The organism is Streptomyces sp. NBC_00247, assembly GCF_036188265.1.
Taxonomy (GTDB): domain Bacteria; phylum Actinomycetota; class Actinomycetes; order Streptomycetales; family Streptomycetaceae; genus Streptomyces.
In genome coordinates, this window is sequence record NZ_CP108093.1 from 4525005 (window position 1) to 4537561 (window position 12557).

Below are 12557 nucleotides of genomic sequence, written 5' to 3' on the forward strand. Positions count from 1 at the left end.
TTTTCCCATTCATGACCGTGTATGTGTGTGGGAGAACGGGCCGGCCGCGTGGGGGCGGCGGCCGGCCGGTACTGCGAGGTGTGACAACGGCGATGGGGACCGGAAGGGGGGACGTGCGACTCAGTCGGGCGGGAGGATCAGGAAGACGATGAGCCAAGTGCGGCGGGGGCGCGGGGACGGGACGTTCCGAGGAACGTCGGAGCGGTTCCGGGGGTGCGAACCGGCTCCCGGGCGGCGGGCCGCCTTCCGGCGCGCAGCCCGGAGGCGGCTCCGGGCCGCGGTGGAGCGGCTCGCGACAGGAGAGGTCTCCTCGAAGTCGTCGGTCCGCTCGGTCGTCTCGTCATGCCCCCGCAGGGCGTCGACGAGTTCGCGGCAGAGAGCGTCGAAAGCCTTGTTGCCTGCGGAATTGCACAGGTCGGAGAGGCAGAAGTCGTCAGGGGGCTCGGAGGCGCTGTCATCGCTGTTGTCCATGCACCAGTTCCTTTTTCTCGAGTCGTCGAGCTGAGGCCGGAGGGATGCGCACGTGCAGATGAGCGGAATAACGGAAGGGAAATGGAAATTCGGCTCAGGAGAACAGGCCGCACGTTTGTACGGACGAAGCCGGGGTGGCTCCGGTATGAGTCAAGCACGTTTATGCGTGCGGCTGCAATGGTTATGCGTAGCCCCGAAAATTCGTGTATCCGGGCGTGCTTGTGGCATCCGGGCACAGCGAATAGACCCTCGAAAAGGGAGTGGTGGTGACCGGCCGGTGAAGCCGTCCCGGGACTACGCTACCAAGGGCGTGGCCGCTTGTGAAGGGACTGTCCCAAGGTTCAGCCCTGGTTTCTGGGCGGGGTGGGCGGCCTGGATCGCGAGGCAATTCGGACTTCTGTGAGCAAGAGCCTCACGAGAGGTTATCCCGGTCGAATTACCGCCTGATGGTGATCTTATTGTGCATATTTTCAAATCACCCAAGAGGGACTCCGGGGATTCTGGCGCTCGCGTCAAATTTCATTGTCGGTCGAAGTCGCACGTCAAAGATGGGCGTACCCTTGGCCCCATGAACCGTGGGGTGGTCGAGGAGTGGTGACGGTGGACGGCGGTATGGACTTCGGGCCCTGGCTCGCGCGACAACTCAAGCAGTCGCACAAGAGCCAGGCGGACCTGGCCCAGGAGATCGGCATGACCAGGGCGGCGGTCTCCGCCTGGATCACAGGACGGGCGACGCCCCGCGAGGACACCATCGCAAGGATCGCGGAAGCGCTCGAAACCGACCTCGGCACGATCCACACCCGAACCACCGACACGCTTGCCGGCCTGCCCGTTTCCTGGAGCCACCGGCCCGGATACGCCGACGGGGGAAGGGACTTCGGCAACGCCGCAGCCTTCGCCTTCCAGGCGGACGTGTCGGTGTTGGCCCGCGAGGCCACCCAGAACAGCCTCGACGAGCGGCTCGACAAGAACCAGCCGGTCCGCGTCCGCTACACGTTGCACGAGCTGACCGGTGAGACCCTCGCCCGTTTCCGGGACGCGATCCGCTGGAACGACCTTCTTCCGCACTACCTGGCCGCGGCGGAGCAGGAACAGAAGGTCGGTCGGGTCATCGCCACGGGCCTGCGGGACATGCGGGAGCAGGACCGCCTCGTGCTTCTGCGGGTCGACGACTACAACGCCTCCGGTCTCACCGGCGACGACTACGCCGACGGGCGTTTCGCCGCCGTGGTCCGGCGCCAACTCGACAGCCACAAGTCCACGTCCGGCGCGGGCGGTTCCTACGGTCTCGGCAAAGCGACGCTCTGGGCGACGAGCCGGTTGGGCCTGGTGCTCATGAACTCGACACTCTCCGAACCCCACGAGGGGCGCACGGAGCGGCGCCTCGTCGGCCGCCTCGACCTGCCCTGGCGCGAGGTGGACGGCCGCCCCTGGGCCGGTCCCGCCTGGTTCGGTCGCCCGGACCTCGAGTCGAAGTCGGGTGACGTGGCCCGATCGTGGTGGGCGGACGAAGAGACCGTCGAGCGCCTCCACCTCACCCGGGAAAGCGCCGAGCCGGGCACGTCCTTCTTGATCGTGGGTGCCCACGACGTGGCGAGCCTCGTGCGGGGCGAGGACGACGAGAACGACGACGACAGTGTGCAACGCATGCACCGGCGCCTGGTCGATGCCCTCGGACGGAACTTCTGGGCGGCCATGACCACCGGCGCGTCCCGACCGCCGCTCTTGGAAGCGTCGGTCCGCACGCTGCGCAACGGGGCGGAGGTCCTGCCGGAGCAGCGGGTGGACCCCATGGTCACCCAACCCTCCCGGACCCGTGCCCTCCGTGCGTTCCTCGACGGCACGACGGTGGAGCGGCACACCGAATCCGGTCAGGTGGCGGTGAGGACCGTGACACTCAAGGTTCCGGCCGGAGCGACGGGAACGAGCGGCGGGGAGCACGAGGCCGTCCTCCTGGTCACCGACGCCGAGGACGAGGACCTCAAGTTCAACAAGTTCAACACCGTGGTGAAGATGCGCGGCAATCGCATGACCGTGCAGTCGAGCACCGTCTACGGGTTGCCGGTCGGGACCAACCCGTTCCAGGCGGTGCTGCTCGCGGGGAAGGCGGCGGGCGAGGACGCTCCCTTCGCCGAAGAGGCCGAGTCGTTCCTGCGGACCTCGGAGCCTCCCGAGCACAACAAGTGGGGGCAGACGGAGGAGCTGCGGACGATGTACTCGCCGTCCGCCTTCCGCCGTATCGAGGCGCTCACGACGGAGACGAACAAGGCGGTACGGGAACTCATCGCCGTGCCCAGGAAGAAGGGGTCCGCCGGTTCGGAGAAGCTGCGCAAGAAGCTCTCCCTGGGGACGAAGAAGGTGGCCAGGCCCCAGGTCAAGAAGAGCGCTCTGCCGACGCTGGACGATCTGAAGGCGACCGTGGAAGGGGAAGCCTGGAGCGTCGTGGCCGAGGTGAGGATTCCTGAGGGCGGCGACTCCTGGCGCCCGACGCCGGTGGCCAAACTGGACGTCCGCTCGGGCGTGCGGCCGGTGGTGCGCTGGGCCGAACTCGTCGCAGTGAAGAACTGCGAAATCGTCGACGGAGCGCTGCACTTCGTGCCGGGGGCCCGGAGCGCGACGTTCAGAGGGACGACCGACACGTCGACGCACACCGTGCGGGCCGCCTACACCGGACTGGTCGTGGAACTCAAGCCGGAGAAGGGGGCGCAGGCATGAAGGTCTATCCGTACGAGCGGGTGCCCGGGGTCGTCGACCTGAGGGTGACCGGTATCGAGCTGTTCGGACCCGGCGAGATCCGTGAACGCCTGGGCACGAGCGCGTTCTCCGTCACCGACAAGGTGGTCGCTCTCGGCGGCCTCGACCGGGACGACTGGGAACGGGCCCGACTGAGCCTCACGGCCTCGGTCCCCGGCCGAACGACGGACGACGACGGCCCCTGGTCCGATGTCTCGGTGGTGGTCGTCCTCACCGAGGGAGCGACCAACACGCGGCTCAGCAGCCCCCTGACACGCGAGTCCGAGAACGGCCGACAGTGGGGCGGGCGCGTCGACCTCTGGCGGGCCGACCACGTGGACCGGGCGTCCATGACCGTCCACGTGGTGGCCACGGTGGGGGGTGTGTCGGGACGGGTCGTCGCGTCGGCCGACAAGGACTGGGTCGTCGACGTGAAGTCCGACGCACCGCTGCGTGACCGGCGGCTCGACTTCACCGAGGTCGGTTTCGCCGAAGGGCCGGAGTGGCTGCGCCCGCTCAAGGACATGCCGTGGGCCGTCGACACATCGGGAGACCTGCCGGTCGTGCGTCTGAACGCGGACTTCGAAGGGATCTCCGAGCTCGTCGGGGGCGAGGCATCGGGCCCCGAGGGTCTCGTCCGGGAGCTCTTGGTCGCACAGATGTGCACGGACGTGTGGACGGCCGTGTTCCACGCGGCCGTCGGCGACCTTGAGGTGGAGGAGGACGGGACCCCCCTGTTCCCACGTGACTGGCGTGGCGAAGTACTCCGCGAAATGCTGCAGGACGTCGTACCCGGCAGGCCCCCGGAGGACGCCTTGGCCGACGTCCACCGGCGCAGGGCCGGTACTGCGGGCTGGACGGAACTCCAACCGCGCATCCACTACGCGGCCACCCGGCGGGCCGAAGTACCGAAGGCGCTGACCGCCACCGTCCAGGGACTGAACCGACTCGACCGGGGGGTCGACGCATGACCGACAAGCCGAACCACCTGCCGGCGCGGCTGGCGCTGCTCTCCGACCTCGACGCTGCCACGTACCTCACCGAGGGTGTGCTCACCGGCAAGGAGGACATTCCGGCGATAGCCCTGAACAAGGCCACCGAGCCCTTGGATCACACGGACGGAGTCCGTGGCGAGCTGATGCCGGTGCGGGACCTGGTCGACGACGCGATGCACCAGTTCCGCGACGCGAAGCCGACGGCTGCCGATGCCTGGCTCGCACCTCGGCTCCACGCGACGCTGAGGCTGAGCCGCCGTGAGGCCGCCGACCGCAGGTTCTGGAACTACCTGGCCCTGGGAGTGGCACCCGACTACGTGGTCTGGCGACACCTGGCGGAGCCGAAGGACGACGGGGCGAGCAAGACGCAGAAGGTCGCCGTCGCACGGTTCCGAGGCCCTTCGTACACGCAGGCGTTCGCCAGGCTCTGGTGGGCGGCCGAGCTGTTCAGGGACGGGCCGGACTACGGTCCCGTGGAGACGGCGTGCTCCCAGCAGGACATGCTCAACGGCGCTCTGCGGCTCGATGTGATCGATCATCGGCCCACGGCTCAGGCGTTGTTGCGCCTGATCCGACGCGGGACCGTCGCGACGGGACGCGAGATCAACGCGCTGACGGCGGCCGTCAACGCGTCGGCCGCGACATTGATGTACGACGTCCTCGCCCCGGACGTCGAGCGCGATGCCCGCTCCTTGGCCGAGTGGATCGAGGAAGCGGAGGGCGCGCCCGCCGTAGCCAGGCGTTCGCTGCCCGACGGCCCGAACGAGGAGAGGGCTCCGGACGACGCGGTGGAAGCCCTGGCCGACCTCTTCGCTGAGTTGTTCGCGCAGGCGCCCGTGCGGGGCAAGGAGTCGCGGACAGCCGTGGCCGGCGCGGTCTGACCCTCGGTGCCCGATGCTCAGGCGTCCGCCGGTTCGTCCTCGGACGTGGGCGGGCGCCAAGTGGCGAGCGCTTCGAGCCACTCGTTCTCGGGGGCCCTGCCCCGCAGGGCGGTGCTCAGGATGTGGAGCGACATGCGCGGAGGAATGGCGTTGCCGATCTGCTGGGCGATATCGGTGGAACGCCAGGGGTAGGCGGCGGGGAAGGACTGGAGCAGACCTGCCTCTTCGAAGGAGAGGCGGTCGAGCTCCTCGCCGTCCTTCCATTCACCCGATGCCGTCTCCTTCAAGTGGAAGAGACGGTTCCGTCGCACCTTGCCGGTGACCGTGGCCGCGGGGTCGGACGAGGTACGCCGGCCGCGATCCTTCGGATCGCCCCCTGAGCCGTAGTTGGAGACCATCACGAATTTCTCGGGCCGACGCGTCCCGAGAGCGTCTCCCATGGAAACCCAGGGAAGAATCCCGTCCTGCGCGTCCCCGATGGTCTGTTGACCCACCCGGTCGCGCGCCGGATCCGGTGCGGGCAGTCGCTCCGCGCCCTTGCGGTACCGCTGATGCGTCGGTGTCGGGAACCGGACTTTCCTACGCGTGTTCTCGGGGTCGTACTGGGCGATGAGAACCGCTCGCCTGCGCGCCTGCGGCACGCCGAAGTCCTCGGAGTGCAGTACGTGGGCCTCGGCGGCGTATCCGGTCCGCCCGAGTAGTTCCACGTAGTGCTTCCACACCGGCAGGACCGTCGGTACCTGCTCCAGCACGATCACTTCGTAGGGCCTGCGCCGGCGGAGCTTGGCCTCCATGATCCAGCGCAGCGGCTGGAGGACGAGACCGGTGCGGTCGTCGGACATGGCATCGGTCTCCTTCTTCACCGCCTGCCACGCACTGTCGAACGAGGACCAGGTGGTGTGACCGACCAGGCACGATGCCAGCCGCTTCACGTCCTCCAGAGCCTTGTGGCCTTCGCGGTTCCCGGCGACGGAGAACGACTGGCACGGCGGACCACCGGTGAGGACGTTGGCGTCCACGACCTCGGGGTCGCACGGGCCGAGCGCGGCGACGTCCTTCTCCGTGGTGGTCAGCAGCCCGGCGGCGCGTCGGGTCGCACGCGTCGGATCGTCCCACTCGACACCGATGCTCTCCACCTCGTCCATGATCGTCGCTGCGATGTCGAGACCGCCCGGACCTGCGAAGAGGTCCACGATCTTGAATCGGGCAGCAGAAAGCGACGGATGAGGGGGGTGGGTCATGGTGTGCAAGTGTAGCCGGCCCGTGGGGGGCGTCGGACCGGTACCGACGCCCTGGAGCGGGGTGGATCAGGAGGCCAGAGCCGCGGCGATGGCCCGTCCGAGCGCCGTCCCGACCGGTGGCGGGGAGGCGTGGCCGATCTGCCGGTAGTGGGCCGTCTTACGGCCGGCGAAACGCCATTCCTCCGGGAACGCCTGCAGAACCGCCGCCTGCCCGACGGTCAGCTTGACCAGTCCCGTGGGGCTGTCGTCCGGGCCGGGCACCTCGTCCGCCAGCGCGCCGCCGTTCACCCCCATGCGCTCCCACGCCTTCTTGGTGCCCGTGGGGCCGAGGTCGGCGCCTCCCCGCTTGTCCGATCCACCCACCAAGGTCGGGGCGACGGCCATCGCGTCGGCGGCCCACGCGTCCGCGCCGGGCCAGCCACGGGACCTCATGGACCGTGCCAGTGCCCGTCCGACGGACACATGGGACCGCACGGTCGGCGCCGGCGGCACGAAGTGGTCGAAGTACCGCTCCTTCAGCGCGACCATGACCCCCTGCTTCCGGTCCTGCGGCACGCCGAAGTCGGCGGCGTTCACCACGAACCAGGCCAGACGGTATCCGAGGTGTTCGAGCTCCTTGTGGGCGAACTCCCGCGTCGCGCGGAGGTCCGGGGAGTCGACCAGTCCCGGCACGTTCTCCACGAGTACGGCGCGCGGCTGGATCGAGTGGGCGAGGAGGATCGCCGCCTCCAGAAGGCGGATCTCCTCGACGCTCTCCGTCCGTACGGTGGTGGCGTTCGACTTCACGCGGGGGAGTCCCGCGGCCAACAGATCCACGTCGTACGTCTCACGGTGCTCGACCGGGTCGAAGTCCAGCAGGTCCATCTCCAGGACCTGCCACGACGGACGATTCAGGCGGAGTGTTTCGCAGGCGACCGGGTTCCGGTCCAGGAGGAGGACCGGTTCAAAGCCCGCTCCTTCCAGGCCCAGCGCCAAACCGCCCGCTCCCGCGCACACCTCGACGGAACGCAACGCACCCACAGGTCCCCACCCCTTGTTCTCGTACTCATCTTCGCCGTTCCCGCTCGACCGTCGCCGCTATCCGCTCGGCCATGGCATCGGGGCTCTCGTGGGTCCAGAAACGGAGCACCGTCCAACCCTCGTCGGTGAGGCGGGCGGTCGTCTCCAGATCCCGTGCCACGTTCCGGGCGAGCTTCTCCCGCCACCACTCGGCATTCGCCTTGGGCCGCGTGGCGTGCACGGGGCATCCGTGCCAGAAGCACCCGTCGATCAGCACGGCGACCCTGACCCGGGTGAACGCGATGTCGATCGTCCTGCGGCGCATGGTGGGCACCGGCCAGTTGACCCGGTACCGGAGGCCCGCGGCGTGCAGGAGTCTGCGCACCGCCAGTTCCGGTGCCGTGTCACGGCTTGCCTGACGGCTCATGCGCGCCGAGACGGCCACGGACGAGGGAACCACGACGTTCATCACCATCATTGTCCTACCTTCCGGAAACCGCATGGCCGGTTCGGTGATTCTTGTGACCAAGTTGTGGAGTTTTCGTGGCCCCGTGCGCCGGGCGCATACGAGAAAGCGCGGCCGCCCATGGGGCCGACCGCGCTCCTCCGTAGGGAGTCGACTCCCTTCAGGACCCCCCGTGGCACTCCCGGTAGACGTCCCCCGACCCGCACCAGCAGGCCGCCGACCGGGCCGGGGGCCAGGGGAGGGCTCGGCCTCGGGCGGCGAGGGTGGTGGCGTAGAGAGGGAGGAGGTTCGGGTCGGCGGGGGAGGCGGCCTCGGAGGCGGCGAAGGCCTCGTAGGAGGGGATGGTGCCGGTGACGATGCCGAGGTTCGCGGTACCGGCCGCGTGGAGGTCGCGCAGGGCGGTCTCCACGGCGGTCAGGTGGCCCGCGTGGTCGGGGTACTCGGCGGCCAGGGCCGGGTACGCGGCGAGCAGTTCGGCCAGTTCGGCCGCGGGCCAGTGCAGGACGGCGACCGGGAAGGGGCGGGAGAGGGCCGTGCGGTAGACGCCCAGCTCCGCGCGGAGGCGGGTGATCTCCGCCTTCAGCTCGCCCGGGTCCGAGGAGCCGAGGGACCAGAGCCGTTTCGGGTCGTGGAGTTCGTCGAGGGGGACCTCGGCCGTGTGCAGGGTGTCGGCCAGCCGGTCCCAGTCGTCGTGTTCCGAGCCGCGCAGCCGGCGGACGCGGTGGCGGCCGGTGAGCAGGGACTGCGTGGCGTACGGGACTTCCTCGCCCGGCGTCAGCAGCAGTGCCAGCGCGGCCGAGAAGAGTTCGTGGGCGGCCTCCAGCTCGTCGTGCGCCTCCAGGGTCTCCGCGGCGATCGTCCACGGGGCCGCCGCGCGGGGGGCCGCGACGCGCAGGCCGTCGATGATCGCGCGGGCCTCGGCCTCGTGCCCGTACTCCCAGAGGTTGGCGGCCTTGAGGGCCTTCACCAGGTGGGGGTCGTCGGCGGGGGCGCCGTCCGCGGTGAGCAGGTCGTCGTAGAGGGTCGCGGCGCGGGCGCGCTCGCCGGCGAGTTCCAGATGGGCCGCGGCCTGGAGGAGCAGCGGCTCGCGGTCCTCCGGGTAGCGCGTCGCGGTGCGCAGCAGTCGCTCGGCTTCGGTGATGTGCTCGGCAGGCGTGTCGGGGCGCATGTCCCACACGGTACTGCGCGGAGGCGGGCCCGCGGGAGCGACCGGCGAGAGGGGGTGGGGTGCGCCAGGACACAGGGGTGTGCGCCTCGGTCGCCACGCCCCCGGGGCCCGTTCGCCCCGTCCTCGCCCCACCTCGAACCCCCGCGTGCCGACCCGACCCCCGACCCCGCCCCCGACCCCGGCAACCCGCCGAGGACTGTCCCAACCCGCCCCCCGCCCCCGCGCCGCGCCCCAGCACCCGCACCCCCGCCCGGACGCGCCGGGGTGCGGCCCCGGGGGTGGTGTCGGACGGGGATAAAGTCCCTGGGTGCTGAGAAGACGTCCGCAGGTGTGGTGGTTGCTGGTCCCGTACGTGCTGTACCTGGGAGCCCTGCCATGGGTGAACCGGGTGGAGCCCGTCGTGTTCGGGCTGCCGTTCCTCTTCGTCTGGATGCTCGGCGCGACCCTGCTGACGCCCGTCGCCGTCTGGCTGACCCGGCGGGGGGACCGCCGGTGAACGCCGCTGTCGCCACCTCCGTCTTCGCCGGCTTCATGGTGCTCACCGTCGTGCTCGGCCTGCTCGCGATGCGCGGGCGGGGCGGAGGGGGCGGGCTGGCCGAGTGGTCCGTGGGCGGACGGAGCCTCGGGGCCGTTTTCATCTGGGTCCTGATGGCCGGCGAGGGTTACACCAGTTTCAGCTACCTGGGCGCTGCGGGCTGGGGCTACAACTACGGCGCGCCCGTGCTGTACGTCGTCGCGTACATGTCCTGCGGGTACGCCCTCGGGTACCTGGTGGGCCCCACCCTCTGGAGGTACGCGCGCCGGCACGGCCTGGTCGGGATCACCGACATGGTCGCGCACCGTTTCCGGCGGCCCTGGCTCGGCGCGCTCGTCGCCGTCCTCGCCACCGTCTGCCTGCTGCCGTACATCCAGCTCCAGATCACCGGCATGGGCGTGGTCGTCTCGACGATCTCCTACGGCGCGATCAGCCTGAAATGGGCCTACTTCGTCGCCTTCGCCGTCGCCACCGGCTTCGTCGTGGTCAGCGGGCTGCGCGGCAGCGCCTGGGTGTCGGTGCTCAAGGACGTCATGGTCATCGGAACCCTCGGCTTCCTCGCGTTCTACGTGCCGGTCCACTACTTCGACGGGTACGGCCCCTTCCTGGACCGGATCGTCACCGAGAAGACCGACTGGCTGACGTTCCCCGGGCACGGCGACAGCGGGCTCGGCGAGGCGTGGTTCATCAGTACGTCGTTCCTGAACTCGCTCACCGTGGTGATCTTCCCGACCACCGTCGCCGGCTATCTCGGTGCCCGGAACGCGGACGTACTGCGGCGCAACGCCATGTGGCTGCCCGCCTACAACGTCCTCCTCTTCGTCCCGATGCTGCTCGGCATGGCCGCGCTGTTCGTCGTACCGGGACTGGTCGGGGCGGACTCGAACCTCGCCCTCTTCAAGCTCGTCACCGACTCGCTGCCCGCCTGGGCGGTCGGCGTCATCGGGGTGGCCGCCGCGCTCTCCTCGATCGTGCCCATGGCCGTCTTCATGCTGGTCATCGGCACGATGTGGGGGCGCAGCGTGCTCTCCCTCGTACCCCGCTGGCGGCAGCGGCAGAAGGGTGCGGCGCAGATCGTGGTCGTGGTGGCCGGCGGGCTCGCGCTGCTCCTCACGTACACCGCGCCCAACACCCTCGTCCGGCTCTCGCTCATCTCGTACGAGGGGATGGCGCAGTTGTTGCCGATGGTGCTGCTGGCACTGGTGTGGCGGCGGCTCACCTTCGCGGGGGCGTTCAGCGGGCTCGTTGTCGGTGCGGTCGTGGTCTGTGTGCTGGTCTTCAACGGCAACGACCCGGTGTGGGGCGTGAACGCGGGGCTCGTCGCCCTGGCCGCCAACCTGGTGGTCGCGCTGGCGGTGACGTACGCCGGTCCGCGGGACGAGGACGACCGGCCGGACGAGGAGGTGCTCGCCCGCGACGAGATCGAGCCGGAGGCCGAGGCGGCGGCCGTCTGAGCCGCCGCGGGCGGCCTCCGGGCCGTTCCGGGCAGCCTCCCGGCCGGCGGGCGGCCTCCGGGCGGCGGGCAGCCTCCCGGCCGTATCGGGCAGTCTCCGGGCGCCCGGTGTGATCCAGGCCATCGTGTATAACGGCTGGAGAGGTCCGCGACCGGCAAGAGCCCGGCGGCGGACCGGACGGACGAGTGACTGAACGGCACGAGCGGCGGAAGGGGAGGAGCCATGGGCGACGCGTACGCGAGCACGCACCCGTACCCCGGTCGCCTCCGCGGTACCTTCGCGCGCCTGCTCAGGCCCGCGGGCCTGCTGCTCCTCTTCGTCGCCGAGATCCTCCTCACCGAGGGCGGCACCCTCTCCGCCGCGGTCGCGCTCGCCGCCACCGCCGCGGCGGGCTCCGCGCTCCTCGCCTGCTCGGTGATCAGCGCGCGCTGCGCCGTCACCGTGCCCCGGACGCAGGTCCGCACCGCGCTGCGGGACCGCAGGCACCGCACGGCTTTCCTGCCGCAGCGGGACCCCGACGCCAAGGGGCGTACCCGCCCCCGCGCACCCGGCCGCGCCGTCCTCCGCACGGCCGCCGCGTAAGGCTCTCGCCCCTTCGGACCCGACACCGACGCCGCCCCTCCACGGGGGCCGTCCTGCCGATCCCGTACGCAGTCCACACGCCGCACCCGTGACCCCCGCGCGCCCGCGGGCCCGCCCTGCCCCCGCCGGCGGCCCCGTGCTCCGACTTCGTACTCCACCGGCACGACGAGACCCCTCGGAGGGCTCCCCATGTCCGCGCTCATGTCCGTTTTCGCGAGCCTGGTCGGCGCGTTCGCCGACCTGCTCCACCCGCTGTTCCAGTCGGCGTCCACCGCCGCGGCGATCATCCTGTTCACCGCGCTCGTGCGCCTCGCCGTGCACCCCCTGTCGCGGGCCGCCGCGCGCGGCCAGAAGGCCCGTACGCGCCTCCAGCCGCAGATCGCCGAGCTGCGCAAGAAGCACGCCAAGAACCCCGAGCGCATGCAGAAGGCGCTCATGGAACTGCACAAGGAGGAGCAGGTCTCGCCGCTCTCCGGGTGCCTGCCGAGCCTCTTCCAGATGCCCGCGTTCTTCCTGCTCTACCACCTCTTCTCCAGCGCGCGGATCGGCGACGACCCCAACGGTCTCCTCGGTCACCAGCTCTTCGGGGCGCCGCTGGGCGAGCGCTGGCACCACGCCCTCGCCGAGGGAGGCGTCTTCGGCGGCCAGGGGCTGGTCTACCTCGGCCTCTTCGCGGTCGTCGCCGCCGTGGCCACCTTCAACTACCGGCGTACGAAGCGTCAGATGGCCCTCAACCCGGTGACACCCACCACCGGCCCGGACGAACAGCCGGTACCGGGCATGGGGGCGATGACGAAGGTGATGCCGCTGATGTCGTTCTTCACCCTCTTCACCGTGGGCGTGGTGCCGCTCGCGGCGGCCTTGTACGTCGTCACCAGCACGACGTGGACTGCCATCGAAAGGGCCTACCTCTACCGCGACGTGCCGGCCGCCGGAGTGGCGTTGGCTCCTCTTGGCTGACCCTCGGAACACAGCTCCTGCTTGGTGTTCCGTGCCGCGGGCCACGTCCAGAGACTGAACACGTCTTGCCAA

At 70.2% G+C, this 12557-nt stretch carries 12 protein-coding genes; 7 read left to right on the plus strand and 5 right to left on the minus strand.

What is annotated here, in order from left to right; genetic code table 11:
* Positions 1-120: 120 nt before the first annotated feature.
* Complete coding sequence (locus OHT52_RS19580; RefSeq protein ID WP_328721477.1) at positions 121-471, minus strand: hypothetical protein; 351 nt, start codon at positions 469-471, stop codon at positions 121-123.
* Positions 472-1083: 612 nt separating this feature from the next.
* Here OHT52_RS19580 and OHT52_RS19585 point away from each other — a divergent pair.
* Genes OHT52_RS19585 through OHT52_RS19595 form a run of 3 tightly spaced genes read left to right on the plus strand, consistent with a single transcriptional unit; the run spans position 1084 to position 5080 of the window.
* Entirely contained in the window at positions 1084-3186 is a 2103-nt protein-coding gene (locus OHT52_RS19585) for a helix-turn-helix domain-containing protein (RefSeq protein WP_328723815.1), read from the plus strand.
* Entirely contained in the window at positions 3183-4175 is a 993-nt protein-coding gene (locus OHT52_RS19590) for a hypothetical protein (RefSeq protein ID WP_328721478.1), read from the plus strand. Before OHT52_RS19585 ends, OHT52_RS19590 begins: the two co-directional genes overlap by 4 nt.
* A complete protein-coding gene (locus OHT52_RS19595; protein WP_328721479.1) occupies positions 4172-5080 on the plus strand; it encodes a DUF6339 family protein in 909 nt (302 codons plus the stop codon). Before OHT52_RS19590 ends, OHT52_RS19595 begins: the two co-directional genes overlap by 4 nt.
* A gap of 17 nt (positions 5081-5097) precedes the next feature.
* Here the strand turns inward: OHT52_RS19595 and OHT52_RS19600 are convergent, their stop codons facing one another.
* The 4 genes from OHT52_RS19600 to OHT52_RS19615 all read right to left on the minus strand — a co-directional run bounded on the left by OHT52_RS19600 (position 5098) and on the right by OHT52_RS19615 (position 8954).
* Positions 5098-6321 (minus strand): DNA cytosine methyltransferase, encoded by a 1224-nt coding sequence (locus OHT52_RS19600; protein WP_328721480.1) that lies wholly within the window; start codon positions 6319-6321, stop codon positions 5098-5100.
* A 66-nt stretch (positions 6322-6387) separates the two neighbouring features.
* Positions 6388-7341: a DNA cytosine methyltransferase gene (locus OHT52_RS19605; protein ID WP_328721481.1), complete on the minus strand. Its 954-nt coding sequence runs from the start codon at positions 7339-7341 to the stop codon at positions 6388-6390.
* A 25-nt stretch (positions 7342-7366) separates the two neighbouring features.
* On the minus strand, positions 7367-7789 hold the full coding sequence (locus OHT52_RS19610; RefSeq protein ID WP_328721482.1) for a very short patch repair endonuclease: 423 nt from the start codon (positions 7787-7789) through the stop codon (positions 7367-7369).
* A gap of 157 nt (positions 7790-7946) precedes the next feature.
* The gene (locus OHT52_RS19615; protein WP_328721483.1) at positions 7947-8954 is read right to left on the minus strand and encodes an SEC-C domain-containing protein; all 1008 of its coding nucleotides are present in this window, start codon (positions 8952-8954) and stop codon (positions 7947-7949) included.
* A 337-nt stretch (positions 8955-9291) separates the two neighbouring features.
* Between OHT52_RS19615 and OHT52_RS19620 the strand changes: the two genes are divergently transcribed.
* The 4 genes from OHT52_RS19620 to OHT52_RS19635 all read left to right on the plus strand — a co-directional run bounded on the left by OHT52_RS19620 (position 9292) and on the right by OHT52_RS19635 (position 12485).
* The gene (locus OHT52_RS19620; protein WP_323180469.1) at positions 9292-9450 is read left to right on the plus strand and encodes a DUF3311 domain-containing protein; all 159 of its coding nucleotides are present in this window, start codon (positions 9292-9294) and stop codon (positions 9448-9450) included.
* Entirely contained in the window at positions 9447-10943 is a 1497-nt protein-coding gene (locus OHT52_RS19625; RefSeq protein WP_328721484.1) for a sodium:solute symporter family protein, read from the plus strand. The genes OHT52_RS19620 and OHT52_RS19625 overlap by 4 nt, the downstream gene beginning before the upstream one ends.
* Positions 10944-11165: 222 nt before the next feature.
* Entirely contained in the window at positions 11166-11525 is a 360-nt protein-coding gene (locus OHT52_RS19630) for a DUF6412 domain-containing protein (protein ID WP_328721485.1), read from the plus strand.
* 189 nt (positions 11526-11714) lie between these two features.
* On the plus strand, positions 11715-12485 hold the full coding sequence (locus tag OHT52_RS19635; protein ID WP_328721486.1) for a YidC/Oxa1 family membrane protein insertase: 771 nt from the start codon (positions 11715-11717) through the stop codon (positions 12483-12485).
* Positions 12486-12557: the final 72 nt, after the last annotated feature.